This window comes from Maricaulis sp. W15 (genome assembly GCF_001924955.1).
In the GTDB taxonomy this organism is placed as follows: domain Bacteria; phylum Pseudomonadota; class Alphaproteobacteria; order Caulobacterales; family Maricaulaceae; genus Maricaulis; species Maricaulis maris.
On the sequence record NZ_LQXG01000012.1, the window covers coordinates 384,116 to 409,761 of the forward strand.

21 protein-coding genes are annotated in these 25,646 nt (G+C 62.6%); 16 read left to right on the forward strand and 5 right to left on the reverse strand.

The window, feature by feature from the left end; genetic code table 11:
• Positions 1-20 precede the first annotated feature (20 nt).
• The 3 genes from AWH62_RS07250 to AWH62_RS07260 all read left to right on the forward strand — a co-directional run bounded on the left by AWH62_RS07250 (position 21) and on the right by AWH62_RS07260 (position 2,666).
• Positions 21-392 carry a cupin domain-containing protein gene (locus tag AWH62_RS07250; protein WP_075189935.1) on the forward strand — a complete coding sequence of 124 codons (372 nt, stop codon included), beginning with the start codon at positions 21-23 and terminating at the stop codon, positions 390-392.
• Between the two features lie 122 nt (positions 393-514).
• Positions 515-1,915, forward strand: coding sequence for a dihydrolipoyl dehydrogenase (gene lpdA, locus AWH62_RS07255; protein ID WP_075189806.1), 1,401 nt, complete (start codon positions 515-517; stop codon positions 1,913-1,915).
• Between the two features lie 85 nt (positions 1,916-2,000).
• The gene (locus tag AWH62_RS07260; RefSeq protein WP_075189807.1) at positions 2,001-2,666 is read left to right on the forward strand and encodes a hypothetical protein; all 666 of its coding nucleotides are present in this window, start codon (positions 2,001-2,003) and stop codon (positions 2,664-2,666) included.
• Between the two features lie 167 nt (positions 2,667-2,833).
• Here the strand turns inward: AWH62_RS07260 and AWH62_RS07265 are convergent, their stop codons facing one another.
• Positions 2,834-4,498 (reverse strand): AMP-binding protein, encoded by a 1,665-nt coding sequence (locus AWH62_RS07265; protein WP_083635065.1) that lies wholly within the window; start codon positions 4,496-4,498, stop codon positions 2,834-2,836.
• A 252-nt stretch (positions 4,499-4,750) separates the two neighbouring features.
• On the opposite strand from AWH62_RS07265, the gene AWH62_RS07270 reads away from it, so the two are divergent.
• From AWH62_RS07270 to AWH62_RS07285, 4 genes are all read left to right on the forward strand, one after another.
• Positions 4,751-5,524, forward strand: coding sequence for a hypothetical protein (locus AWH62_RS07270; RefSeq protein ID WP_075189808.1), 774 nt, complete (start codon positions 4,751-4,753; stop codon positions 5,522-5,524).
• A 64-nt stretch (positions 5,525-5,588) separates the two neighbouring features.
• Positions 5,589-6,878, forward strand: a complete 1,290-nt coding sequence (locus AWH62_RS07275; RefSeq protein ID WP_075189809.1) for a hypothetical protein — start codon at positions 5,589-5,591, stop codon at positions 6,876-6,878.
• 112 nt (positions 6,879-6,990) lie between these two features.
• Complete coding sequence (locus tag AWH62_RS07280) at positions 6,991-9,426, forward strand: M1 family metallopeptidase (RefSeq protein ID WP_075189810.1); 2,436 nt, start codon at positions 6,991-6,993, stop codon at positions 9,424-9,426.
• 22 nt (positions 9,427-9,448) lie between these two features.
• Positions 9,449-9,961 (forward strand): DUF6702 family protein, encoded by a 513-nt coding sequence (locus AWH62_RS07285; protein ID WP_075189811.1) that lies wholly within the window; start codon positions 9,449-9,451, stop codon positions 9,959-9,961.
• Between the two features lie 23 nt (positions 9,962-9,984).
• Here the strand turns inward: AWH62_RS07285 and AWH62_RS07290 are convergent, their stop codons facing one another.
• Together AWH62_RS07290 and AWH62_RS07295 are read right to left on the reverse strand one after the other, a co-directional pair.
• On the reverse strand, positions 9,985-10,704 hold the full coding sequence (locus AWH62_RS07290) for an SET domain-containing protein-lysine N-methyltransferase (protein WP_083635066.1): 720 nt from the start codon (positions 10,702-10,704) through the stop codon (positions 9,985-9,987).
• Positions 10,705-10,857: 153 nt separating this feature from the next.
• The gene (locus tag AWH62_RS07295; protein ID WP_075189813.1) at positions 10,858-11,589 is read right to left on the reverse strand and encodes a hypothetical protein; all 732 of its coding nucleotides are present in this window, start codon (positions 11,587-11,589) and stop codon (positions 10,858-10,860) included.
• A 1,210-nt stretch (positions 11,590-12,799) separates the two neighbouring features.
• On the opposite strand from AWH62_RS07295, the gene AWH62_RS07300 reads away from it, so the two are divergent.
• The 3 genes from AWH62_RS07300 to AWH62_RS07310 all read left to right on the forward strand — a co-directional run bounded on the left by AWH62_RS07300 (position 12,800) and on the right by AWH62_RS07310 (position 15,532).
• Positions 12,800-13,747, forward strand: coding sequence for a hypothetical protein (locus tag AWH62_RS07300; protein ID WP_075189814.1), 948 nt, complete (start codon positions 12,800-12,802; stop codon positions 13,745-13,747).
• A gap of 285 nt (positions 13,748-14,032) precedes the next feature.
• Entirely contained in the window at positions 14,033-15,010 is a 978-nt protein-coding gene (gene lipA, locus AWH62_RS07305) for a lipoyl synthase (protein WP_075189815.1), read from the forward strand.
• 21 nt (positions 15,011-15,031) lie between these two features.
• Complete coding sequence (locus AWH62_RS07310) at positions 15,032-15,532, forward strand: type II toxin-antitoxin system RatA family toxin (RefSeq protein WP_075189816.1); 501 nt, start codon at positions 15,032-15,034, stop codon at positions 15,530-15,532.
• On the opposite strand, the gene AWH62_RS07315 is transcribed toward AWH62_RS07310, so the two are convergent.
• Both AWH62_RS07315 and AWH62_RS07320 read right to left on the reverse strand, forming a co-directional pair.
• Positions 15,503-16,003, reverse strand: coding sequence for a CinA family protein (locus AWH62_RS07315; RefSeq protein WP_075189817.1), 501 nt, complete (start codon positions 16,001-16,003; stop codon positions 15,503-15,505). The genes AWH62_RS07310 and AWH62_RS07315 overlap by 30 nt on opposite strands.
• Complete coding sequence (locus AWH62_RS07320) at positions 16,000-17,163, reverse strand: bifunctional 2-C-methyl-D-erythritol 4-phosphate cytidylyltransferase/2-C-methyl-D-erythritol 2,4-cyclodiphosphate synthase (protein WP_075189937.1); 1,164 nt, start codon at positions 17,161-17,163, stop codon at positions 16,000-16,002. Before AWH62_RS07320 ends, AWH62_RS07315 begins: the two co-directional genes overlap by 4 nt.
• A gap of 80 nt (positions 17,164-17,243) precedes the next feature.
• Between AWH62_RS07320 and dusB the strand changes: the two genes are divergently transcribed.
• From dusB to trkA, 6 genes are all read left to right on the forward strand, one after another.
• Positions 17,244-18,242, forward strand: coding sequence for a tRNA dihydrouridine synthase DusB (gene dusB / locus AWH62_RS07325; protein WP_075189818.1), 999 nt, complete (start codon positions 17,244-17,246; stop codon positions 18,240-18,242).
• Entirely contained in the window at positions 18,239-19,303 is a 1,065-nt protein-coding gene (locus tag AWH62_RS07330; protein ID WP_075189819.1) for a nitrogen regulation protein NR(II), read from the forward strand. Before dusB ends, AWH62_RS07330 begins: the two co-directional genes overlap by 4 nt.
• Entirely contained in the window at positions 19,300-20,565 is a 1,266-nt protein-coding gene (locus AWH62_RS07335) for a sigma-54 dependent transcriptional regulator (protein WP_075189820.1), read from the forward strand. The genes AWH62_RS07330 and AWH62_RS07335 overlap by 4 nt, the downstream gene beginning before the upstream one ends.
• A 72-nt stretch (positions 20,566-20,637) precedes the next feature.
• Positions 20,638-22,857: a PAS domain-containing sensor histidine kinase gene (locus tag AWH62_RS07340; protein WP_198928866.1), complete on the forward strand. Its 2,220-nt coding sequence runs from the start codon at positions 20,638-20,640 to the stop codon at positions 22,855-22,857.
• Between the two features lie 3 nt (positions 22,858-22,860).
• Complete coding sequence (locus AWH62_RS07345; protein ID WP_075189822.1) at positions 22,861-24,249, forward strand: sigma-54 dependent transcriptional regulator; 1,389 nt, start codon at positions 22,861-22,863, stop codon at positions 24,247-24,249.
• Between the two features lie 21 nt (positions 24,250-24,270).
• The gene (trkA, locus tag AWH62_RS07350) at positions 24,271-25,644 is read left to right on the forward strand and encodes a Trk system potassium transporter TrkA (RefSeq protein WP_075189823.1); all 1,374 of its coding nucleotides are present in this window, start codon (positions 24,271-24,273) and stop codon (positions 25,642-25,644) included.
• Positions 25,645-25,646 lie beyond the last annotated feature (2 nt).

Sequence of the window (25,646 nt, forward strand, 5' to 3'; positions counted from 1 at the left end):
GCGATGCGCGGGAGGATGTCATGACGGTCGAAACGATCTCGCTGGTTCAAAAACACAGCCTGTTCGAAGAGGTCTGGTCGCCCAAGCGGATTGCCACCCTCGACAATTACGAGCTGAAACTGGCCAAGGGCGCCGGTTCCTTCGATTGGCATTCGCACACGGATGAAGACGAGCTTTTCCTTGTGACCCAGGGTGTTCTGCGGATCGAGATCGAGGGGCAGGATGCCGTCATCCTCGGGCCCGGCGAGCTGTGCGTGATTCCAAAGGGCGTGCGCCATCGTCCCGTCACCCAGACCGAGACTGTGCATATCCTGCTGATCGAGAAGGCCGGCGTCACCAATACCGGCGATAATCCGGACAGTGACCTGACCCAGACCGTGGTCGATATCTGAGCGCACGGATGACGAGTCTTGTTGTGGTGATCGACGTCGCGGATTGATCCGGGGGGCGCTGGCTGGTATCTCGCTGATAACGGAACCATAATTGGTTCGCTAGCGAAATAAAGAGGCAAGCCATGAGCTCAGGCGCTTTCGACGTGATCGTGATTGGTGGTGGACCGGGCGGCTATGTGGCCGCGATCCGAGCCGCCCAGCTGGGCTTCAAGACGGCTGTGGTCGAACGCGACGAACTCGGCGGTATCTGTCTGAACTGGGGCTGTATCCCGACCAAGGCGCTGCTGCGCTCGGCGGAAGTCTATCATCTCATGCAGCATGCCGCGGATTTCGGCCTGTCGGCGGACAAGGTGGGCTTTGACATCCAGGCCATCGTTCAGCGCTCGCGCAAGGTCTCCTCACGCCTGACCGGCGGCATTGGCGGGCTGATGAAGAAGCACAAGATCACGGTGATCAAGGGCACAGCCACGCTCAAAAAGGGTGGCGAAGCGCCGACCGTCATCGTCGACAAGGACACATACACTGCCAAACACGTCATCCTCGCGACCGGTGCCCGTGCCCGCACCATCCCGCAGGCCGGGCTGGTCCCGGATGGTGACAAGATCTGGAGCTATCGCGAAGCCATGGTGCCGGACACCATGCCGAAATCCCTGCTGGTCATCGGCTCGGGTGCGATCGGGATCGAATTTGCCAGCTTCTACAACACGATGGGCGCCGATGTGACCGTCGTCGAGATGATGGACCGGGTCCTGCCGGTCGAGGACGAGGAGATCTCTGCCTTCGCCGCCAAGAGCTTCAAGAAGCAGGGTCTCAAGCTGATGGTTTCGGCCCAGGTCGAAAAGCTGGAGAAGACCGCCAAGACCGTGAAGGTCCACGTCAAGGACGCCAAGGGCAAGGTCGAGATCGTCGAGGTCGAGAAAGTCATCATGGCCGTCGGCATTGCGGCCAATATCGAGAATTTGGGCCTGGAGGCCCTGGGCGTGAAAATCGATCGCGGCCATGTCGTCAATGACGGTTTCGGACGCACCAATGTGAAGGGGCTCTACGCCGTCGGTGACGTCGCGGGCCCGCCCTGGCTCGCGCACAAGGCCAGCCATGAGGCAGTTGTTTGTGTCGAAAAGATCGCTGGCGAGAAAGTGCATCCCTTTGAGACGTCCAATATTCCGGGCTGCACCTATTGCCACCCCCAGATTGCCTCGGTCGGTCTGACTGAAGCCAAGGCCAAGGAGGCCGGGCATGAGGTCAAGGTCGGCCGCTTCCCCTTTGTCGGCAATGGCAAGGCAATCGCGCTCGGTGATGATCAGGGCCTGGTGAAAACCGTGTTTGACGCCAAGACGGGCGAGCTCTTGGGTGCCCACATGGTTGGATCGGAAGTCACGGAATTGATCCAGGGCTATGTGATCGGGCGCCAGCTCGAGACCACGGAAGCGGAACTCATGCACACGGTTTTCCCGCACCCGACCCTGTCGGAAATGATGCATGAGAGCGTGCTCGACGCCTATGGCCGGGCCTTGCACTTCTAGGATCTGACAAAATTCACCAAGGTCGTGCATCCATTGCGGACGCGTCGTGCATCCAAGGGGCAAACCAGAGCCTTGCGAGGATGTCATGCTGACCCGAATTCTGCTTTCTGCGACCACCGCCATCGTCCTGTCGGCCTGCACTTATTCAGTGTCCGGCCACGGCGACAACCAGTCCGTTGAATCGGCCGGACTGGTCGCCTCACGCAATGTCGACGTGCCCGGCGACGCCGAATTTTCCGGCATGTTTGTCGGCGCCGACGGCGATGTTGGCGGCGATCTCGACCTGTCCGGGGCCACGGTGCGCTCGGACGCCCGGGTCGGCGGCAATCTGATCGCTGCCGGCGGCCGGGTGCGTTTCACGGGCACTGTGGCGGGTGATGCCGAGATTGATGCCGGGACCGGTTATGTCGACGCCATCATCAACGGCAATCTCGTCATCGCCGCCGGCCGCATGGAACTGGCGGGCCGCATTGATGGCGGTCTGGAGATGGATGGCGGACGCATGATCCTGCGCGCCGACATTGCCGGCCCGGTGGCGGTCCGCGGTCACGGGCGCGACAATGATCGTGGCAATGGCCGGGTCGAACTCGCCGGACGCCTGCAACAAGGTGGCATGATCTGCGCGGCGGAAGTCGAGATCCGCAGCGATGCCCGGATTGAGGGTGACCTCCTGGTCATTTCGAACCAGCGCCCGAGCGGTGACGGTTTCCGCTTTGAAGCCCTTGGTGATCGCAGCTGCAAATATATCTGATCGCCTGCACGCTCCATCCCGGCGCAATAAGCGCGCCGGGACAAAGAATCCGGGGTCCGGCGGCCACGGTTGTCCATCAGGACGATCCGCCGGTTCCAGCTCCCTCTTGTTTCGGCAAGGCGGTCGGGCTCCGGACCCATCCAGGACATCCAGTCGCGCGGTGACGCCTACTCCGCTGGTTCTGCGACCGGTACCGCGTCTTCCGCCATCAGCGCCTCAACCGTCTTCTGGACGGAGCCGTAATCGGTCTTGCCGGTGCCCAGCACCGGGATCGAGTTGACCTTGATGATCTTGCGCGGAATGGCGAGATCGGAAATGCCGTGATTGCGGGCAAAGGCCACCAGATCGGCGCGGTCGGCCTTGTCGTAATCGGTCAGCAGGATGATCTGCTCGCCCTTGCGCTTGTCGGGAATGGCGGCAGCGGCGTGCATATTGTCGGGCCACAGCGAGGTGGCGCAATTTTCGACAACGGCCAGCGAGACCATTTCCCCGCCCAGCTTGGCAAAGCGCTTCACGCGACCGCGGATCGAGATGAAGCCGTCCTCGTCGATGGAGACGATATCGCCCGTGTCGTGCCAGCCATCCAGCGGTGCGTCTAGCACCAGCGGCGCGTCCGGACGGATATAGCCCTTCATGATGTTCGGCCCCTTGATGTGCAGCTGGCCGCCATCATTGATGCCGGGAACCGGGATCAACCGGGCTTCACACCCCGGCATGATCTGGCCGACCGTTCCGGGCCGGTTATTGTCCGGCTGGTTGACCGAGAAGACGGGGGCCGCCTCGGTCAGGCCATAGCCTTCGACGATTTCCAGATTGAAGCGTCGGCGCAACGACGAGCGTGTCTCATCCTTGACCCGTTCGGCACCGCACACGGCCATACGCAGCGTCGACAGATCGTTCTCGTCAGCGGCGCGGGCATATTGGTTCATGAAAGTATCGGTGGCGAACAATATGGTCGCCTTGGTCTCGGCGATGCGCTTGACGATGGTCTTGGCTTGGAGCGGGGTCGGGTGGCAGATCGCCGGTACGCCGAGGCCGAGCGGCACCAGCACGCCGCCGGTCAGTCCGAAACAATGGAAGGTCGGCAGCGGATTGAACAACACATCAGTCGGCAGGATGCGGATATGGTCGCGGACCTGTTCGACATTGGCGAGCAGGTTGGCATGGCTGAGCACCACGCCCTTGGGATCGCCCTCAGTGCCGGAGGTGAAGAGATAGACGGCCGGGCTGTCCGGATCGGGATGGGCGCGCACCAGGAAGGGCGCCACCATGCCGATGGCGGCGGCCAGCTTGTCCATGGTGGAGAGGTTTTCGCGGACATCTTCCAGATAGATCAGCTCATGATCTTCCTTCAGGGCCTCTTCCAGCTCCTGCAGCTCACCCAGTTCGATAAAGCGCCGCGCGGTGACAATGCGCTTGGCCTTGCAGGCGCGGCAGGCCGCCTTGAGGGCGCGTTCACCGGCTGTGAAATTGAGCATGGCGGGGACACGGCCATAGGCCGAGACCGCGTAAAAGGAGATGATCGCGCCGACGCCGGTCGGCAGCAAGACGCCGACCGCTTCGCCCGGCTCGGTTCCGCCCTTGAGCGCGTGGCCGAGCGCGAAGACGGCCTTGGTCAGGTCGCCGAAGCTCAGCTCGCGGCCGTCGGCATCGACAGCTGCCAGCTTTTTGCTGCCATACCGGCGTTTGGAATCCAGCAGGGCGGCAAAGACGGATTTGCGGATCCGGTTGAGGTTGAAGTCGGGTCCCTTGAAGGTTTCCCCGACCGGCGCGCCCTGGTCCGGCGTGCCGGCGTCAGCCGGAATGTTTCCGGCGGCTGTGGTGTCAGCCATGTAATCCTCCCATCGGCGCCCCTTGTCGCGGACGCTCGTTTGACCGGAGATATTACGCTTGGCTGACGCAGAGGGAAGGGGGAGGAATGATTCACATTCATCGCCGTCATGAATATCGCGATTTACGGAAATAATTTATCGAAAAACGAAAAAACTGGTTGATATCGTTTTTCGATAATGTAAGCTTCGACTCGACGCTGGGGAGCGTATGAATGGGGCTTCGAAGAGTCCTGACACGAACGGGAGACTTGCATGCAAAAGGTCCTGCTGGCCGCTTCGGCCCTGACCACTGCGCTGATGACATCGGGCTGCGTGATCGTTGTTGCTGACGACGATGACAGCAAGATGCTGCGTGGCCACAGCACCCGCACTGCCGACGGCTATACCGTGCTCGACCGTGACGGGGATTACAGCCGCCTGGCCGGTGATATGAATCTGCGTGGCCGGATCGGTGGCGATCTCAGCCTGGTCGCAGGCGATGTCGATATCGACGACATGGATATTGGCGGTGAAGCCTCGATCGCCGGCGGCGATATTGATTTTTCCGGCCGCGTCCGTGGCGAGGTTTCGATCGCCGGTGGTGACATCAATTTTTCCGCTGAGGTTGACGATGACCTCAATCTCGCCGGTGGCGAAATCGACTTTACCGGCCGCGTCCATGGCGAGGCCGCTCTGGCGGCCGGCGAAATGCGTGTGGCCGGCTGGTTCGGCGACACGCTGCATGCCCAGGCCGACGAGATCTGGTTCACCGGTGAAGCCGTCGGACCGGCCAAGCTCGTCGCCGCTGATGAACTGCGCAATAACCGTCGCCGAAACCAGCGCGGAATGATCGAAGTTGGTGGCACGCTGTCGGGCGGCGCCGAGATTTGTGCCATTTCCGTTGTCTTTACCGACACAAGCCGCGTCGGTCCCGGCGTGACGGTGTGGGCGGAAGAGCCGCCGGTCACGCAGAGCGGCGCCCGGGTTTCCGGCCTGGACTATCAGCCGCGCGACGGACGCGACTGCGATGACCTGATCGACGACTGAGCCTGTCACTCAATCGCGTTTGAAACCTTCACCTGACCGCCGGGGGGCGCAGGGAGATTTTACAATGAACAACATCACGATGAAAACGTGGGTCATGGTCGGGGGGCTGGCCATTTCCCTTTTTGCCGGGGCTGCATCGGCCCAGGTCATCGGTGGCGATGTCGAAATCGATGGCAGTAATCACGATGTCATTTTCCTGGGCGGCGAGATGAATGTCCGCGGCCAGGTCAATGGCGACATAAAGGGCGTGGCCGGCAGTGTCCGGGTCAACGCCGATGTCACCGGTTCGGTCCAGCTGGTGGGTGGAGAGATCGACGTCGCCGGATCGGTCGGCGGGGACATCGACCTGGCCGGCGGCGAGGTCGTCTCGCGCGCCAATGTCACGGGAGACGCCAATTTTGCCGGCGGGGAGTCGCGTATTTCCGGCACCATCGGTGGCATGCTCAACGCGGCCTCCGGTCATGTCGAGATCGACAGCCAGGTTGGCGGTGATGCCAAAATGGCCGGTGGTTTTGTCGAGACCAGTTCGGCCAGCCGCTTTGCCGGCGCCGCCGAGATCGTGGGCGGCGAGGTCCACCTGTCCGGCGAGTTCACCGGCCCGGTTGATATCGAAGGCGGTGAAATCCACCTCGCCGGCATCTTTCTCGACGATGTCGAGATCATGGCCGAGGAAGTCTATATCCTGGACGGGACGCAAGTCGCCGGTGAACTCCGCATCCGCTCGCCGCACGAGCCGGTGGTGGCCGATGGCACCCGTTTTGGCAGCTATGACTATGAGTACCGCCAGTTCAATTTCGGCGCCAAGGACTGGGATCATATCGATTTCGACTTCGATGCCCCGACCGGTGTGTTCGGCCTGTTCATTCCTGGTGCTGTCTTCCTGCTGGCCGTGATGGCCCTGCTGGTGGCACCCAATGGCGTGGCCTCCGTCGCGGCCCGTTTCCGGGACCGCCCGGTGGTCGGTGGCTTTTTCGGATTTATCGGCTTTGCCCTGTCGCCAGTCTTCCTGATCATCATGACCATTCTGCTGGCGATTACCGTGGTCGGCATCCTGCTGATCCCGATCATGTGGCTGATCTTCTGGCCCTTCATGCTGCTTTGCATGGGCTTTGGTGCGGTCGCGGTCGGCGACATGATCTTCAACCGCAAGCCGGACGAGAAGACTATGGGGCTGGGCATGCGCCTTCTGTCCACCTTCTGTGTCGTGGCTGTCTTTGCCGCCTTTGGTGCGATCGGCGGGCTCGGCTTCCTGGCCGGTTTCCTGCTGCTCTTCATCGGACTGGGCTCGTGGATGATGTCGCTGGGCAAGCGCCGTGAGCCGGCTCCGGCGATGACGGCACAGGGAACCAGCTGAGCAATTGGTCGCACGACGCATCATGACAATGCGGAAAGGCAGGGGTGACCTCGCCGGGTGAGCGCGCTAAATCTGCCTCCGAACAATCCCACAAAAGGGGTATCGGGGAATAATGCGCACACTCAACATCATCGCTCTTGCAGCGGCGGCTGCGACGTTCAACGTCGCGGTCGCCCAGCCTGTCCAGCAGACCGTCAATGACTGGCGCGATGCCTTCCGCCAGCTCGAGGACGAAGACTGGCCCTCGCCGAACCGGGAACGCCGCGCGACCGGTGCACCGGGTCCGGATTACTGGCAGCAGCAGGTCGATTACGACATTGATATCCGGCTCGATGAAGAGGCCCGGCATCTGTTCGGCACCGAGACCGTTACCTACACCAATAACGCACCCGATACGCTCGACTTCCTGTGGTTCCTGCTCGACCAGAACCGTTTCCGTCCCGATTCCATCGCGGTGATGACCGAGACTGTTGGCGGCGGTGGCCGTTCGGCCGGCCGTGTCGGTGGTGATTTCCCGGACGGGATGTCGGCCAGCTCCCTGCGCCGTCGCCAGATGCTCAATGAGGACGGTTACGGCTTCAATATCACTGGCGTCACCGATGCGAATGGCGAACCGATGGACTTCACCATTGTCGACACGTTGCTGCGCCTTGATCTCGATGATGTGCTGGAAACCGGCGACAGCGTCACCTTCACGATCGAGTGGGATTACCGCCTGGTCGAGACCCAGGTCATCGGCGGCCGCGCCGGTTGGGAATGCTTCGAGGAGACCGAGGATACCGGCGGCGATTGCATCTATCAGATCGCCCAATGGTTCCCGCGCGCCGCCGTCTTCTCCGACTATGAAGGCTGGCACAACAAGGCCTTCCTCGGTCGTGGTGAATTCGCGCTCGAATTCGGTGACTACGACGTATCCATCCGCGTGCCGCAGGATTTCATCGTCTCGGCGACCGGTGTTCTGCAAAACCCGGAAGAGGTCCTGACCGAACCGCAGCGTGCCCGCCTGGACGAGGCCCGCACCGCGGACGGGCCGGTCTTCATCGTCACCCCGGCCGAAGCCCGCGCCAATGAGCGTCGCGGCACCCGCTCCATGGCGACCTGGGAGTTCCGGGCCGAGAATGTCCGCGATTTCGCCTGGGCCGGTTCGCGCAAATTCATCTGGGATGCGGTTGGCGTCGAGCAGGACGGGATGGGGCAGGCGCCCGACCTCGTCATGGCGATGTCGTTTTATCCCAATGAAAGCGAGCCCTTGTGGTCGACCTTCTCGACCCGCGCCGTCGAGCACACGCTCGATGTCTATAATGATTTTGCCTTCCCTTACCCCTATCCGGTCGCGCAATCGATTGCCGGCCCGCAGGGCGGGATGGAATACCCGATGATCACCTTCAATGGCGGCAGTTATGGCCGTCCGATGGTCGATGATGACGGGAATCTGAGCTATTCGCTGGGCGCCAAGCGCGGCCTGATCGGCGTGATCATTCACGAGATCGGCCACATCTATTTCCCGATGGTCGTCAATACGGACGAGCGCCAGTGGACCTGGATGGATGAAGGCATCAACACCTTCCTGCAATTCCAGGCCGAACAGCAGTGGGAAGAAGGCTTCCGCTCGCGCCGCGGCGACCCCGACCTGATTGCCGGCTACATGGCATCCAGCAATCAGATGCCGATCATGACGCAGTCGGATTCGATTGTTCAGTTCGGCAGCAATGCCTATGGCAAGCCGGCCACGGCGCTGGTCGTGCTGCGCGAGACAGTGCTGGGACGTGAACTGTTCGACGACGCCTTCCGCGCTTATTCCGAGCGTTGGCGGTTCCGGCGGCCGACGCCCTATGACTTCTTCCGCACCATGGAAGAGGTCTCCGGTGTCGATCTCGACTGGTTCTGGCGTGGCTGGTTCTACTCCACCGACCATGTCGACATCTCGCTCGACCGGGTGATCGAGGGCACGTTCGACACCGAGGACCCGGCCATCGAAAATCTGCTGGAGCGAGCTGACGACACCGAATTCCGCGAAAACCTCACCCCGCAGCGCAATGCGGCGGAGGGCATCGTGACCTATGCCGAGCGCAATCCGGAAGTGCAGGACTTCTATTCGCGCAATGACCCGTTCACGGTCACCGAGCGCGAGCGGGAAGCCTATGAAACCGCGCGTGAGCGGATGGAAGACTGGGAAGCGGAGATCCTCGACAGCGATACCCGCGTCTACTATCTCGACTTCACCAATCAGGGCGGCGTGGTGATGCCGATCATCCTGGAGTTCACCTTCGCGGATGGCAGCACTGATCTGGTGCGGATTCCGGCCGAGGTGTGGCGTTATGATCCGCAAAACGTGACCTGGACCTATGTCACCGACCGTCAGGTCGTCTCGGTCGAGCTCGACCCGCTGCGCGAAACTGCCGATGCCGATCGCACGGATAATTACTATCCGCCGCGCATCGAACCGACGCGTCTCGAGCTCTATCGCTCAAGCTCGAACCCGTCGAGCATGATGGACGATATGGACCAGCGCGTGACGCGCGACAGTGTCCGCACGCGTCCGGAATAGGCAAACGGGAGGGACGCCACGCATGCGCGCGCCGCTGACCCTCCTGACCCTTCTGGCGGGGCTGTCCCTGGTGACAGCCCCGTCGCACGCCCATCGCATGCATGCCGGCGTCACCGAGATCGCCGTCAATGCGCGCACTGCCGAGCTGGAAATTATCCACCGGATCTACGCCCACGACCTGATGGAAGCCCTCGACCGCACCGGCCTCGACGCCGTCGATTTCCTGGCGACGCCGGACGGCATGGCGGCGGTCGGCGCCTATGCGGCCGGCGCTTTTCGCATGGCAGACACGGACGGCGAGCTGCTGGAGCCTGCTTTTGTCGGCGCCGAGATCGATGGCGAGTTTGCCTGGATCTATTTCGCAGCACCGGTTCCGGCCGAGCAGGCCAGCTTCATCGTCGACAATGACCTCCTCGCCGAAACCTTCGACGACCAGGTGATGATGACCAATCTGCGCTTCAATTCACTGGTCCGCACGGCCATGCAGGGACCGGGGCGTCGCACCCCGGTCCGCGTCCGCTTCAGCAACGACTGAAACGCCTCAGACCTTGGGGATGCCTAGACCTTGTGAACCAGGGCCGGGCAGCGGCACTGGAAACTGCCGGCCAGCTGCCCTTCAGTACGGGTATAGTCGAACGTCACCTCGTCCCCGGCCGCCAGATCACGCAGCGCCACCAGGGTCGGCAGGGCGGTTTCGAGATCATAGACGATCTCGCAGCTTGGCTCACAGGCATGATTGACGAAATGGCCGTATCCGGCCGGTTCGACATGGCGATTGTCATCAGTGCGGAAGGAATAGGGCGTCTGCTCGGCGCCGACCGGACCATCAATCCCGACCACCGTCTCACCGGCCGCCACCGGTGTCACCAGCACCGTGCCCCAGCCATGTGTGGGTGAACGGTCGAGCCGCGCGGCGGGCGCATGCGCCATGACATAGGGCAGGGCCGCTTCGCCATCACCGCCGGCAATGCGCCCGCTCATGGCGGCACCATGGACGCAGACTTCAGGCACCAGGTCCAGCATCACCCCGCTTGGCGAGACGCCGTCAAATTCCAGCATCAGGGCGAGACGCTCGCCAACCAGAAGCCCGCGCAGTTCGGCCCGGTGCGGCACCCCGTCACGCTCGGCGATCCGGTCCAGCGTGCCGCCGACCCGGCCATCTTCATCGATCGTCAGGGCCACCCGGTCATAAAGCCGCGTCCCGTCGAGCGCGACATGAAAGCCGATCAAATGCACCGGCACAGACGCCGCTCTGGTTGCTCCAAGAAACTGCGTCATATCCGAATCCCCAACACAAACAATAAGGTGAGGTGAGGTTAGGGGATTTGTGTTGTGGTGCAAGCTTGCGCGGGCGCATTCTGACCATTCAGGAGCGCCATCCTGGCAGCGCCTGCAGAGGGTGGCGACATGGCCACTTGTCCCGGTTTCGCACTAGGGACCCGGCTCTCCGCGCTCCTCGGCCAGAAGGTCGAGAATTCGCTCGATCCGCGCCCGCAGGGCGATCAGGATGAGATGTGTGTTGTCCTGGGTGATATAAGCGCTCTGCAGCGCATCCATGATCTCTCGATCTTCCAGCAGAACCGTGTGATCGATCGCCTCAACCCGGCCGAGCTGTTCGAACCTCGTCGACGGTTGCCCGGTCAGTTCCAGTGTTTTCGCGCGGATGATGACCCGGCTCAGTTCGGCCACCGGCTCGGCGACTTGCGAGAACTGGAGATACAGGAAGCCGGTATAGCTGTCATATCTGTAGAGTTCGTCGCGCAAGGCCGCGTTTCTGATCAGGCGCATCCGGCCCGTTGAGACCAATTCCTCGAAGGCGGCGGACGGTGCCGGCATGCTGCCGATGGAATCCACCAGGGCGAGGTCAGAGGCGAGGAAGTCCTCATCAAGCTGGCCGGCACGAATACCGGTGATCAAGCGGTCCGTGACCTCCAGATACAGTAATTGCCGCGCGATCCCGCTATCGGTCAGCGCCAATTGCTGCTCGAAATCACGCTCCAGCCGCTCCAGCAGGCTGTGCGTCTCGATCCGCTCCTGCCGCGCCTCATTCCAGTTATTGACCTGCAGACCGATAAACACGCCAAACACCACGATCAGCGTTTCGATCACCACAGTGACCCAGTCCTGCTTGCGCAGGCCAATGGCAAGACGCCGCAAGATCATGCTTTCCCCCCCGAGGCCGGATCGGCCGGTCTCTACAGAGCGCGTTGCGCCCGCCAAGGCAAGGCTGGTTTGGTTTCCCTCTCCCCCGGGAGAGGGTGGCCGAAGGCCGGGTGAGGGGGAAATCCCGGTGCCGGGGCGCTGATCCCCCTCATCCGTCGCTCCGCGACACCTTCTCCCCAGGGAGAAGGAAGGCAGCACCGCGGATCGGAGAGTGCGGCGCCCATTCCCCACCCATTTCTCCCGGGCGAAGACCCGGGACCCACCGAGCGCCCCTTCAGGCAAAGCGTTTCCGGTAGATCCCGGATCGCGCCGAAGCGCGTCAGGGAAAAGTGGCGCGCCAAGACTGGCGATCACACAGCCCGTCAATCAAACGCGTCGAGCGCACACTTTCCAGACATCAAACAAGCGCGCCGAGCGCGCTCTGGGCCATAAACCCATTGCCGGGAGAGTGGTGTGTGTTCCCACTGTTCGGGAGGACTATGATTGGGCGTGGGGCGCCTATTTGAGTCCAGTTTGGCGCAGGAGCGCCCATGGTGGGGAGCACCGTTCAGCCTTACGGCGACTAGGTAAGCGCGACCGTGATCACGGTGCTCTGTAGACAAGCCACACCTGGACCAGGTGGGTTGGCGCCACGGATTGAGAGCGCCAACTTCTCGATCATCTTGAGTAATGCGTTCATGGTCACGAACCCCCAACTGGAACGCGATAGTCAATGTGAGCTGCTGCCGGTCTGGTGGACACCCCTTCGCCAACCCGGCCCAATAACTAATCAGATTCAGTTGAATACCGGCCTAAGACACGACTACGCCATCGCCCCAATCATCGGATCAAGTATTTTTGCGAAACTCGATATATCTTGACATTGATGCGTCTAGTTATACAACTTTAGAGTATGGCCGGTTGGAGGGGACGCAAAGTGTTACGACTATTTCTTATTGTTAGTCTGCTGCTAGCGCTACAAACCCTTTCGTCCTGTGCTTCAAGCCAGCCACGCGGGGCACTCTGCGTACGCGGCGACGGGTGCATTCTTGATGAGCGCGAACGACGAGGTCCAAGGGGTAGCGATCAGTTAGAAGTTACTCCGTTCCGAACTTCGCAGCCGAATTTATCTCTCGACCTCAACATTGATGGCTATTTTGATCATGTTGGAGAGTTGCTCTTGCCCGGGCAGATCTCCGGCGCGACATGCGGCGGAGGCACGGCGACTCAGATGTTCGACGTGTCCTCCCTCGATGCCCGGCCAGGTACGGAAACACCCGGGTTTTTGACGGTCGCGGAAATGACCGAAAACTACTCAACCACCGAAAGTGGAGCGGTCAGTACGCGTGCCAATGTTGGCCCTGTCCTTGCCAATCTTCTGTCTAGCCGCGGCATTTCCCAAGAAACGGCCGCTGGTGTGGGCGCAGCCTTCGCAAGCGGTCAGACGTCTATAGTCGCCGCGCGAGGGAAGTACATTGAAGTGCGGCTGTCTGACGGGGTCATCCGGCAATTGCGCGATAGGACCGTGATGGATGGAGATGCCACTCAACGAGCGCATTTGTACAATTGTATACTGGAGCTTGCCCTATCGCGGCATGACTACCGACTGCTGACCGGGCTAAGTGGCTTCTATATGGAATCGTTGGAAATTAACTCGAATTTCAATCGCGACTTCGAATTAGCGGTAGAGGCGGCAGTCTCCAATCCAGACGAGGAGGTAGCTGTCCTCGAGTTGAGAGGCGAGGTGGCAAGTTCTCTTAACGGTGAGTTCAGATCTTTGGTCACGAGTGAGTTTCGCCAGTTTTCACAGGAGACGTTTCGCTATGGTGCAATCGCCTACACATCGCCGTATACGTTTTTCGTGTTCGCTGGTCAGGGCAACGTTCGTATTCCCGCGTTGGGCGGGCGAAGACGGGTAGAAATTTGCAATGGAGGAGAGCACCGCCAGACTGGGACGTCGAATAATTACCTCCAAGTGGTGATAGCAGACCAGCCTGGGCGCGTACCGGCAGTTGATGTTGCTGGCGTGGATTTGCCCCTTCAGACTCACGGCCACAGGCATATGCGGTGTCGTACGTATCGACTCGAAAGCCCGCTCGATATTGCATTTTATGACATGGATCCGAGCAATCAGGCCGAGGTCGCGTCTATAGAAGGCACCGTGGCTTTTTTTCGGTAACGCACTGAAAGCAAAAACTGCCGGCGCACCGTGGAGGGCGTTGGCATCTTGTTTTACACGACCTTTGCAAAGCAGCGGCCTGAGGGCCGCTGCGCGATCCCATATCCAACAAGCGGCGACGGCGCGGACCGCGGAGTTGCGCGGGTGCCGTGGTGCGATAGGGCGCAGGAGTAGGCGTAGCGTGAGCCTCGGTACAGGCCCGCTTTCGGGATCAAGCCCGCATCCCCCCCACCACCACAGCCCCCCGACCTTGCCACATCGCGCCTGTCATCATACATCGCCCCCATGGCCAATCTGATCGACAATACCACCCGTTCTGCTGCCTCCGACGCGCGTGCGGCTCGGCATCCGGAGAAGCAGAAGCGGGCGGATACGCCGGTGCTTCGCAAGCCGGACTGGATCCGGGTCAAGGCGCCGTTGGGCAAGACGTTTTCCGAGACCCAGAAAATCGTCAAGGATGGCGGTCTGGTGACGGTGTGCGAGGAGGCGGGCTGTCCCAATATCGGTGAGTGCTGGGAGCAAAAGCACGCCACGTTCATGATCCTGGGCGATACCTGCACCCGCGCCTGTTCCTTCTGCAACGTCAAGACCGGCCTGCCGGCCGCCGTCGACACCGACGAGCCGCGCCGTGTGGCCGAGGCCGTGGCGCAGATGGGGCTCAATCATGTCGTCATCACGTCTGTGGACCGCGATGATCTCGATGATGGCGGGGCGCAGCATTTCGTTGATGTGATCGAGGCGATCCGCGCCGCGACGCCCTCGACGACGATCGAGATCCTGACGCCGGACTTCCTGCGCAAGCCGGGTGCCGCCGAAGCGGTGATCGATGCCAGGCCGGACGTGTTCAACCATAATCTCGAGACGGTGCCGCGGCTGTATTTGTCGATCCGTCCGGGCGCGCGTTATTTCCATTCGCTGCGGCTGTTGGAACGCGTGAAGGATCGCGATCCGGCGCAGTTCACCAAGTCGGGCATCATGGTCGGGCTGGGCGAGAGCAAGGAAGAAGTGATGCAGGTGATGGACGATATGCGTTCCGCCGGCATCGATTTTCTCACCATCGGCCAGTATCTCCAGCCGACCCGCAAACATGCCGCCGTTGACCGCTTCGTCCACCCGGACGAGTTCAAGGCCTATGAGACGATCGCCCGCGCCAAGGGCTTCCTGATGGTCTCGGCGACGCCGCTGACCCGCTCAAGCCATCATGCCGGCGATGATTTCGCCAAGCTGCGCGCCGCGCGCGAGCAGATGATGGCGCGCGGTTAGATCGGCATAGCGGGGGCGAAGATGGTCGTAGAAGTTCGCGAACGCCTGCGCCTCTTTCACAGCGCCGATGATGTGTTCGAGCTGGTCAGCGATGTCCGCCGCTATCCGCACTTCATCCCGCAGATCACCGCCATGCGGGTGCTCGATGAGCGCCGGGACGGGCCGCGTCTGGAGCTGACGGCGGAAGCGCGCGTGCGCTATAAATTCGTCAGCGAGCGTTTCACATCCAGGGTCGAGGCCGACAGCGCGGCGCGGCGGATTGATGTCAGCTTTGTCGCCGGGCCTTTCCGGGTGCTGGAAAACCGCTGGCATTTCCATGCCTTGTCCGACGGCTCCTGCCTGGTCGATTTCTCGATCCGGGCGGCGTTCAAGAACCCGATCCTGCAAGTCCTGCTCGAGAGCAATCAGGAACGGGCGGGCCGGGTGCTGATCAGCAAGTTTTCCGCCGAGGCGGAACGGCGCCATGAACGCGCGGGTGATCCTGCCCTCGACCTAGCCGAAGAGATCAACGCCATCGGCTAGCAGGTCGAGCGCCGTGGCCACACTGGCCAGACGCACCGCGTCACGGCCGCGATCGCCGAAACGGCAGACTTCGGTGCGGGTCGGCTTGTCGCGGCAAGCGAGGCCGAAATGCACCAGGCCGGCCGGTTTGTGGTCCGAGCCACCCGGTCCGGCAATGCCGGTGATCGAGACCGTGATATCAGCGTTCGAGCGCAACAGGGCTTCCTCGGCCATGCGACGGGCAACCTCGACCGAGACGGCGCCATTGGCCGCAATCACCCGGGCCGGAATGCCCAGCATCTCGGTCTTGGCGGCGTTGGAATAGGTCACGAAACCACGGTCGACGACGTCCGACGAGCCGGGAATCTCCGTCAACAGGCCGGCGACCATCCCGCCGGTGCAGCTTTCCGCCGTCGCAATCATCACGCCGGCGGTCTTGGCGCGGGCGATCAGGGTTTCAGCCTGCTCGATCAGGGAGTGGTTGAACATCATGCTGTCAGTCTCGCCGTGACAATGGCTTGCGCGGCCAGGCCTTCGCCGCGCCCGGTAAAGCCGAGTTTTTCCGTGGTGGTCGCCTTTATATTGACTCGCGCCTCCGGCAAGCCGAGCAGCTGCGCCACCCGCGCCCGCATGGCCACGCGATGCGGTCCGATCTTGGGCCGTTCGGCGATGATGGTCAGGTCGGCATGGACGAGCTCGCCGCCAGCGTCTTTCAGGAGTTTTACGGCGTGCAAAAGGAAGGCATCCGACCGCGCGCCCTTCCATTGCGGGTCCGATGGCGGGAAATGCTGGCCGATATCACCGGCACCGGCCGCGCCCAGAATGGCATCGGTGAGGGCATGCAGACCTGCATCGGCGTCGGAATGTCCCACCAGGCCCAGCCCGGCCCGGATCTCGATCCCGCACAGCCACATCACCTCGGCCGGCTCGAGCCGGTGCACATCATAGCCCTGACCGGTGACGGTGATCGTCTCGCTCATGATCTGTCTTTCTGCCCGGTCAAAATCATCCGCCGTCGTCAGTTTGAAATTCTCCGCCTCGCCGGGAACAAGCGCAACCTCACCCCCTGCCGCCCGGATCACCGCGGCATCATCGGGCAGGGCGGTGTCACCCAATTGCGCATAGGCGGCGAGCAGCGGCGCCAGATGGAAGGCCTGCGGCGTCTGCGCGGCGTACAGGCCGTCACGCGAGACCGGATCACCCATCGTGGTGCCGTCGTCGTCCGCGGACCGGAATAGCGCATCAGCGACCGGCAAGGCGGGGATAACTGCGTCGTGGGTCACCAGCGCGTCGACCAGGCGGTCGATCAGATTCTGGCCGACGAAGGGGCGGGCGGCGTCATGGATCAGGACGGCGTCGGCACCGGCCGCGCGAGCCGCCTCCAGACCGGCGCGGACCGAGGCGGTGCGGGTCGCGCCGCCGGGAATTGTATCCAGTTTCGTGCCCAGTTCCGCCTCGACCGCCGCGATATGGTCCTGGTCGGCCGGGTTGATCACCACGATGATGCCGACAAAGACCCGGCCTTGACGCAGACGATGAAGCGTACGGGCCAGCACGCTTTTGCCGGCCAGTTTGCGATACTGTTTCGGCACCCCGCCACCGGCCCGTTCGCCGCGTCCGGCGGCAACAATGACAGCAGCGATCTTCATCAACAGGCCTCGTGGATTGCCGCAGCGCAGCATACTCGCTAGCCTTCGGCCTTACGACGCACACCGAGGATTTGTCCAGCCGCATGCGCTTTTCGATCGACAGCCACGACATTGAAATACCGACGGTCCTGGCGCCGATGTCCGGTGTGACAGACCTGCCATTCCGTCGCCAGGCCCAGCGTTTTGGCGCCGGCATGGTGGTCTCGGAAATGGTCGCCTCGGACGCTTTGACCGCCGGACGCCGTGACATGATCCGCAAGGCGGCGCTCGATGCGTCGTTGAAACCCTGCGTCATCCAGCTCGCCGGACGCGAGGCTCACTGGATGGCCGAGGGGGCCAGGATCGCTGAGGATGCGGGCGCCGAAGTCATTGATATCAATATGGGATGTCCGGCCCGACAAGTGACCAAGGGCCTGTCCGGCTCAGCCCTGATGCGCGATCTCGACCACGCCCTGACCCTGATCGAAGCGACCGTCGGCGCAACCTCCAAACCGGTCACCCTCAAGATGCGGCTGGGCTGGGACCACGCCTCCCTGAATGCGCCCGACCTCGCCCGCCGGGCCCGCGATGCCGGCGTACGCCTGGTCACGGTGCATGGCCGAACCCGCCAGCAATTCTACAAGGGCGAGGCTGATTGGACCGCCGTCCGCGCCGTCGTCGAGGCGGTGGACATCCCGGTCATCGTCAATGGCGATATCGAGACGGCAGGCCAGGCCCGTGACGCGTTGCAACGCTCCGGCGCTGCCGCCGTGATGATCGGTCGTGCCGCCCAGGGCCGCCCCTGGCTGCTCGGCGAAATCGGTCGCGAACTGATCGGGCGGGAAGGCGGCGAAACGCCCTGGGCCGACAAGATCGACGCCCTCGGTCAGCAGTTCGAGGACAGCCTGTCCCATTATGGCGAAGCCTTGGGTATCCGTATGATGCGCAAGCATTTTGCCAGTTTCTGCGATGTTGAATGCGGGGCCGGTGATGCCGATTGGGTGCGCGCCCAACGCGCCAGCCTGTGCCGTTCGGACCGACCGTCCGAAGTCCATAGCGCCCTCGAAGGCCTGCGCGATGTGGCCGGACGTGCCGTCGCATGACGCCGGCAGCCACCCCGGGCACAGCCATCCCCGGCGCGGCCGAGCTCGCCGCCGATCAGGCCGCGATCCCGGTGCTGGTCTTTTCCGCTGAAGCGCGCTGCCTCTGGGCCAATACCCAGGCGGAGGAATGGCTCGGCCTGTCGATGCGGCACATGCGCAAGAGCCGGTTCGGAACGCTGTCGGCAACATGCGCCCATCTCGCCAACATCATCGAACAGGCCTGCGCCGCCAACCGCACCGTGGTTGCCCTTGGCCGCATGCTCGGCGGCCAGGGTCCGTTTGACGTCCATGCCCGTTGGTCGGACGAACACAGCCAGCTGATCCTGTCGGTCCTGCCGCACCAGGAAACCGGTGCCAAGGCCTCCGAGGCACCGGCCCTGGGCTTTGGCCGCATGCTCGCCCATGAGCTCAAAAACCCGCTCGCCAGCGTGCGCGGTGCCGCCCAGCTCATCCGCCGCGAAACCGACCTTGATGGCGCCCGCGACCTGGCTCGCCTGATCATCGACGATGTCGACCGGATCACCCGTCTGGCCGATCATTGGAGCCGTGTCGGGGATATCCAGCTGGGGCCGAATTCCGAGATCAATCTCAACCTGTTGGCGGTCAATGCGATGGACAGCCTGCATCGTGCCGATCCGGCGACCAAAGGCGTTCTCAAGGACAATTTCGACCCGTCCCTGCCAACCATCAGCGGCGATCCGGACCTGCTGATGCAAGCGGTGCTCAACCTGCTGCAGAACGCCTTTGATGCTGTCAAACCGGACCCGGCTGCGGAAATCATCGTTGAAACCCGCTTCGATGCCGGTCCGAAAAGCCGCACTGGCGGCAATCCGACCCCGCTCGTCCTGTCTGTCCGCGATAATGGACCGGGCATTCCCGATACGCTCGGATCGGGTATCTTTACGCCTTTCGTGACGACCAAGCCGGCAGGTGAGGGATTGGGACTGGCTTTCTCGGCCCGTATTGCCGCGCTGCATCATGGCCAGATCGATTTCGAGAGCCAACCGGGGCGTACGCTCTTCAATATCCGCCTGCCGATTGCCAAAAAGGACATGCCGTGACCGCGCGAATTCTGCTCCTGGAAGACGATGAAAGCCTGAAACTCATCCTGTCACGCGCGCTCGGCTCGGCCGGCTACCAGGTTCGCGCGACGGCCTCTCCCGATACCGCGCTCAACTGGATCCGCAATGGCGAAGGCGATCTCCTGCTTGCTGATGTCTTGCTCGACGGCACGAATTTCCTTGAAAACCTGGGTCTGGTGTCGCGTCTGCGACCGCAAATGCCGGTCATCGTGATGAGCGCGCAAGCCACCGCTTCGACGGCGATCGATGCGGCCAAGGGCGGGGTGTTTGAATATCTGCCCAAACCTTTTGATCTCGACGACATGATTTCAGCGGTTGGTGCGGCCCTTGGCGATGTGGCCAAGACCGGGCGCAGCCGGATGACTGACGAGCCGACCGGCTTCATCGGCCAGTCCTCGGCCATGCAGTCCTCGTTCAAGGCCATTGCCCGTGCTGCCACCAGCCAGGCGCATGTCATGATCACCGGCGAGCCCGGTGTCGGGAAACGTCAGGCGGCCGAGGCCCTGCTGCGCGCCCGCGGCATCTCGGCCGATGATGCGATCGTCGTGACACCGTCCAATACGGCAACGGAAATTTTCGGATCGACACAGGCCGCCCGCCAGGTGGTATGGCTCCGTCTTGAGGAGTGGAATGCCGAGCAGCAGCGCGCCGCCCGTGATGCGCTTGATGCCGGTATTGGCCGGGTCATCGCGACGGCGTCCCATTCACCGGAAGCGGCCCTCGATACACGCTTGGTGGCGCGACTGTCGGAATGCGTGATCACGGTGCCGCCATTGCGCGAGCGCCGCAGCGATATTCCTGCCTTGTGTGAGGCATTTCTCGGCCAGTTTGCTCGCCGTGACAAACAGAACGTCGTCCGGCTGTCCAAGGACGCCGTGCAGTATCTTCAGGGTTCGGCCTGGACAGGCAATGTTGTCGAACTGCGTTCGGTCTTGTCGCGCCTGTCGCTGGCCACCCGCGGCCGGGTCGCGGGTCTGGATGATGTTCTGGTGGCCTTCTCGGCTGATGCCGGTGATTCCCGTGAAGACCTCGACGTGCACGCCAATGCGATCGCGGCGCTGTCATTGACCCGCGACAATGCCCGCAATGTCGCGATTGATGCCATCGACCGGGCCTTGTTCGCGCAGGCGCTGGACCGGTGCGGCGGCAATCGTTCGCGGGCGGCTGAATTGCTCGGGCTGAACCGCAATACGCTCGCGCGGCGACTGGCCGAGCTGGATGGTGAAGACGCCGACATGTGACCCATGCAGCACGGGTGTTGATTGTGTGCAACAACGGAGTAATGATGCGCTTCTGCAACATGTGAGACACACTTGCCGAATACTGCATCGAAGCCATTGATCCGTAACATCTCACCGCGTTCCGCGGCGCTGTTTGGCATCGGTTTCGTCACCTCAGCGATTTTCCTGACCATCGCCGCAACCGGCTTGCTGGGCGATAATGGTCTGATGCGCCTGAACGACCGGACGGTGACCGCGCTCCTGATCGGCAATGCGGTGCTCATTCTCGGTCTGGGCGGTGTGGTGGTCGTGCGGTTCGTGCGGCGGGTCCGGGCCCGGCGTTTCGGCGAACCGACACCGCGGCTTCACCTTCGCTTTGTGGCATTGTTCTCGCTGGCCGCTGCCGCTCCGGCTGTGTTGGCGGCGCTCTTCCTTGGTGCAGTTCTCAATCGTGGTGTCGATTATTGGTTCGGCGAGCGCATCGCCACCGTCGTCGACGGCACGGCAATCGTGGCCGGCGAAATCTATGAACGAGAAACGCACGCGGCCGGCAACCGGCTGAGCGCCATGGTCGAGGCCCTGAATCAGCCCGATGCGGTGGAGGCCTTCAGCTCCAGTCGCATCCAGTATGTCTGGGGCCTGAGCGCACTGGCGGCGCAGCAAAGCTTCTCGGCGGCTTATGTCGTGGACGGACGCGGCAACCTGTTGGCCCGAACGCGATTCCAGGAGAACGAGCCCTATGTCGCGCCGTCAACCCGGCTCTATGAACTCGCCGATGAAGGCGAGGGTGGGGTCGCTGTGTCGACTCCGGAATTTTCCCCGGTCGGAACCGATGTTGTCCGCTTGCTGACCCAGCTGACGGCCTATGAAGACGCTTATCTCTACGCCTCTATCCCCATGAATGTGGACCTGTTCAGGCAGATGGAGGAGGCGCGGGTCGCGCTGCGCCGCGCCGACGAGCAGGAAAGTTCGATCCGGCAGACTTTCTTTTTGCTTTATTTCGAGGTGGCCGCGCTGATCCTGATCGGCTCGGTCTGGCTTGGCCTGAGCGCGGCGACCCGCGTCGTCACGCCGATTTCCCGCCTTGTGGCTGCGGCCGAACGGGTGCGTCGCGGTGATCTGGAGGCGCGCGTCCAAATGGGGCGCGATGATGACGAGATTGCCGCCCTGGCCCGCGCCTTCAACCGCATGACCCGGCAATTGCGCAGCCAGCGTCGCGAGCTGATCGAGAGCCATGCCGAAAGCGAACAACGCCGGGCTTTCATCGAGGCCATTCTGGCCGGTGTCCGGGCCGGTGTGATCGGCCTCGACAAGGACGACAAGATCACACTGATCAACCGTTCCGCGATCGGCATGCTGTCGCCCGGTTCGCACGATCAGATCGGTGCCCGGCTGGATGACATCACCCCGGCGCTCAGCGGGCTCGTCAATGAAGCACGCCGGCGTCCCGGCTCAGTCGCAGAAGCCCAGATCGATCTCGAGGCAGACGACGAACAAATCCGTCATATCACCGCGCGCGCATCGATGGATGAGGAAGCCGGCCTGGTGATCACCTTTGATGATGTGACGCGCCTTGTGACCGCCCAGCGCAATGCGGCATGGCGGGAGGTAGCCCGCCGCATCGCCCATGAGATCAAGAACCCGCTGACCCCGATCCAGCTGTCCGCCGAACGTATCCGCCGCAAGTATCGCGATGAGATAAAGAGCGATCTGGAGACTTTTGACCGCTGCACCGAAACCATCGTCCGCCAGGTCAGTGATATCGGTCGCATGGTCGATGAGTTTTCCTCCTTTGCCCGCATGCCGCAGCCCAAGGTCGAGGCGGTTGAACTTGGCGAGTTGACCAAGTCCGCCGTTTTTGCGCGACGCGTGGCGTCGTCCGGCATCGAAGTCAGTTTCGAAAAGCCGTCCGCCCCGGTGCTCGGCCTGTGCGACGCGCGGCTGTCCGGGCAGGCGCTTGCGAACATTCTCAAGAATGCGTCTGAAAGTGTCGAAGCGCGTATGGAAAGGGATGGCGGTTCGGGGGGCATTGCTGTCCAGCTGACCGAGCAGGATGGTTTCGCCATCATCTCTGTGACCGATGACGGGCTCGGCTGGCCGACCGCGAACCGGGAACGACTGACCGAACCCTATATGACCACGCGCGAGAAGGGGACCGGCCTTGGCCTCGCCATCGTCAAGCGCGTGATGGAAGACCATAAGGGGCGGCTCGAACTCGACCTGCCGCCCAGCGGAACGGGAGCGGTTGTCCGGTTGATATTCCCGCTCGCCGAACTGCCAGAACAAGAACTTCAAAGCACACAGGAGGCCTGATCGATGGCTCGCGACATTCTGATCGTGGATGATGAGGCGGATATCCGGGAGCTGATCGGCGGCTTGCTGGAAGATGATGGCTATGAAACGCGCGAAGCGGCGGATGCCGACGGCGCGCTGGGCGAAATCCGTGCCCGCAAACCTTCCCTCGTCATTCTCGACGTTTGGCTGCAGGGCAGCCGGTTGGACGGGATCGAACTGCTCGACGAATTCCGGGCCATTGATGCCAACATGCCGGTCATCGTGATTTCCGGCCATGGCACGATCGAGACCGCCGTCGCCGCGATCCGCAAGGGCGCCTACGACTTCCTGGAAAAACCCTTCAAGAGCGACAAGCTTCTGCTCACCGTGACACGCGCGCTGGAAACCAGCCGCCTGCGCCAGGAAAATGCCCAGTTGCGGGCACGCAGCGAGGCACAAAGCTCGCTGATCGGCGATTCCAGCGGCATCGTGCAGGTGCGCCAGCTTATCGACCGGGTCGCGCCGACCAATAGCCGTGTCCTCATTCGCGGCCCGTCGGGCGCCGGCAAGGAATTGGTAGCCCGGCTGATCCACGACAACTCGCCGCGCGCACAGGCCGACTTTGTCGCGGTCAGTGCGCCCGGCATGTCACCGGAGGGCGTCGAGGAGGAATTGTTCGGCCGCGAGAATGAGGACGGCAGCGTCAAGCATGTCGGCCTGCTGGAGCGCGCCCATGGCGGCACGCTCTATCTCGACGAAATCGCCGACATGCCCAAGGACACGCAGAGCAAGTTGTTGCGGCTCTTGGTCGAGCAACGTTTCCGGCGCATCGGCGGAGCTGCCGATGTACAGGTCAATGTGCGGGTGATTTCCTCGACGGCGCAGGATCTGGCCGGCCGGATACAGGGCGGCTTGTTCCGCGAAGACCTCTATCACCGCCTGGCCGTGGTGCCGGTGCAGGTGCCGCCCCTGGCGGACCGGCGCGAGGACATCCCGGCCCTGGTCGGTCATTTCGTGGACCGTCTAACAGCCTCTGCCGGCCTGCCGCGTCGCCGCTTCGGTGAGGATGTAATGGCCGCCTTGCAGGCCCATGGCTGGCCGGGCAATGTTCGGCAGTTGCGCAACAATATCGAACGCCTGCTCATTCTGGCGACCGGCGCGATGGATGAACCGATCACGCTGGACTCGCTGCCGTCAGAAGTCGTGACGCGGGAAAACCAGGATGTGGGGTTTGACGCCGAGAAGATGATCGCCTTGTCTTTGCGCGAGGCGCGGGAGAATTTCGAGCGTGAATACCTCAAGGCGCAGATTGACCGTTTCGGCGGCAATATCTCACGCACCGCAGCCTTTATCGGCATGGAGCGGTCGGCCTTGCATCGCAAACTCAAATCGCTCGGGGTTGGCAGCCCGCAACGCGAAGGCGCGGCCTGACGCCGGACGGATGGATATCTCATGAAAGCGATTGTCTGCGGAGCAGGGCAGGTTGGTGTGGGTATCGCCCGCGCACTGGCGCGCGAAGGGAATGCAGTCACGGTCGTCGACTGGTCGACCGAGCTGATCGACAATGTCGTCACCGATCTCGACGTCCAGGGCATTGTCGGCCACGGCTCGCACCCGGACGTGCTGGAGCGCGCCGGCGCCGCCCAGGCGGACCTGTTGGTCGCTGTCACCCATTCCGATGAAGTCAACATGGTGGCCTGTCAGGTCGCCCATTCGCTGTTCCACACCCCGATGCGAATCGCCCGCGTGCGAGCACAGAATTATCTCGACCCGGCCTGGGGCGACCTGTTTTCGACAGGGAATATGCCGGTCGATGTGGTGATCTCGCCGGAGCTGGAGGTTGGCCGGGCGATCCTGCAGCGGGTCGAAACGCCGGGTGCATTCAACACCGCCGTCTTTTCCGGCGGGCGGGTGCAATTGCTGGGACTGCGCCTTGACGAAAACTCGCCCGTCGCCGGCTCAACCACCGAACAGGTCATGGAGTTGTTTCCCGATCTGCGCCTGGCCGTGGTCGGTGTGCAGCGCGAGCAAACACTCTTCATTCCCAAACTGCACGACCCCTTGCTGGCCGGTGATGACGTCTATGTTGTCACCGAAAGCCGCCAGGTGCGCCGCATACTCGATATCTTCGGACGCAATTCCGAACAGATCCGCCGCGTTGTGGTCGTCGGCGCCGGCAATATCGGTGTCTATGTGGCGCGGGCGCTGGAGCGGGCCGGTGGCGTCAAGGTCCGGCTGATCGAGGCCAACAAGGCGCGCGCCGAAGCCGCCGCCGAACGCTTGAAAAAGACGGTCGTCCTGCATGGCGACGGGCTCAATGCCAAGCTGATGCGTGAAGCCGGCGTCGCCGATGCCGAACTTGTGGTCTGCGTCACCAATGACGACAAGGTCAACATGTTGTCCGCCGTCATGGCCAAGCGGGAAGGGGCCGAACGTGCCCTGTCGCTGATCAATGACCGGGCCTTTGAAAGCCTGCGCGATGCCCTCGATATCGATGTCCTGATCGATCCCCGGGCGACCACGGTCTCGACCATCCTCCAGCATATCCGGCGCGGCCGGATCACGGGGCTGCAAAGCCTGGGTGGCGGCCAGGCCGAAGCGCTGGAGGGCGTTGCCCTGTCCACCTCACCGCTGGTCGGCAAGACGCTCGACGAGCTGGAATTGCCGGACGGGGTTGCCTTGGGTGCCGTGGTGCGCGGCGACAAGGTGATCCTGCCCTGCGACGAGGGCCGCATCCGCGAGAATGACCGGGTCCTCCTGTTCTGCAACACCGCGCTCATTCCCAAGGTTGAGCACCTGTTCCGCGTCAGCCTCGAATATTTCTGAGT

What these genes read in the sequence shown, in the direction of transcription:
- lipA (WP_075189815.1), top strand. Translation starts at nt 14,033, where the DNA reads ATGGCCAATCTGATCGACAATACCACCCGTTCTGCTGCCTCCGACGCG.
- AWH62_RS07345 (WP_075189822.1), top strand. Translation starts at nt 22,861, where the DNA reads ATGGCTCGCGACATTCTGATCGTGGATGATGAGGCGGATATCCGGGAG.
- AWH62_RS07290 (WP_083635066.1), bottom strand. Translation starts at nt 10,704, where the DNA reads ATGACGCAGTTTCTTGGAGCAACCAGAGCGGCGTCTGTGCCGGTGCAT.
- AWH62_RS07280 (WP_075189810.1), top strand. Translation starts at nt 6,991, where the DNA reads ATGCGCACACTCAACATCATCGCTCTTGCAGCGGCGGCTGCGACGTTC.
- trkA (WP_075189823.1), top strand. Translation starts at nt 24,271, where the DNA reads ATGAAAGCGATTGTCTGCGGAGCAGGGCAGGTTGGTGTGGGTATCGCC.
- AWH62_RS07300 (WP_075189814.1), top strand. Translation starts at nt 12,800, where the DNA reads ATGTTCGACGTGTCCTCCCTCGATGCCCGGCCAGGTACGGAAACACCC.
- AWH62_RS07270 (WP_075189808.1), top strand. Translation starts at nt 4,751, where the DNA reads ATGCAAAAGGTCCTGCTGGCCGCTTCGGCCCTGACCACTGCGCTGATG.
- dusB (WP_075189818.1), top strand. Translation starts at nt 17,244, where the DNA reads ATGCGCTTTTCGATCGACAGCCACGACATTGAAATACCGACGGTCCTG.
- AWH62_RS07330 (WP_075189819.1), top strand. Translation starts at nt 18,239, where the DNA reads ATGACGCCGGCAGCCACCCCGGGCACAGCCATCCCCGGCGCGGCCGAG.
- AWH62_RS07275 (WP_075189809.1), top strand. Translation starts at nt 5,589, where the DNA reads ATGAACAACATCACGATGAAAACGTGGGTCATGGTCGGGGGGCTGGCC.
- AWH62_RS07265 (WP_083635065.1), bottom strand. Translation starts at nt 4,498, where the DNA reads ATGGCTGACACCACAGCCGCCGGAAACATTCCGGCTGACGCCGGCACG.
- AWH62_RS07315 (WP_075189817.1), bottom strand. Translation starts at nt 16,003, where the DNA reads ATGATGTTCAACCACTCCCTGATCGAGCAGGCTGAAACCCTGATCGCC.
- AWH62_RS07285 (WP_075189811.1), top strand. Translation starts at nt 9,449, where the DNA reads ATGCGCGCGCCGCTGACCCTCCTGACCCTTCTGGCGGGGCTGTCCCTG.
- AWH62_RS07260 (WP_075189807.1), top strand. Translation starts at nt 2,001, where the DNA reads ATGCTGACCCGAATTCTGCTTTCTGCGACCACCGCCATCGTCCTGTCG.
- lpdA (WP_075189806.1), top strand. Translation starts at nt 515, where the DNA reads ATGAGCTCAGGCGCTTTCGACGTGATCGTGATTGGTGGTGGACCGGGC.
- AWH62_RS07310 (WP_075189816.1), top strand. Translation starts at nt 15,032, where the DNA reads ATGGTCGTAGAAGTTCGCGAACGCCTGCGCCTCTTTCACAGCGCCGAT.
- AWH62_RS07295 (WP_075189813.1), bottom strand. Translation starts at nt 11,589, where the DNA reads ATGATCTTGCGGCGTCTTGCCATTGGCCTGCGCAAGCAGGACTGGGTC.
- AWH62_RS07250 (WP_075189935.1), top strand. Translation starts at nt 21, where the DNA reads ATGACGGTCGAAACGATCTCGCTGGTTCAAAAACACAGCCTGTTCGAA.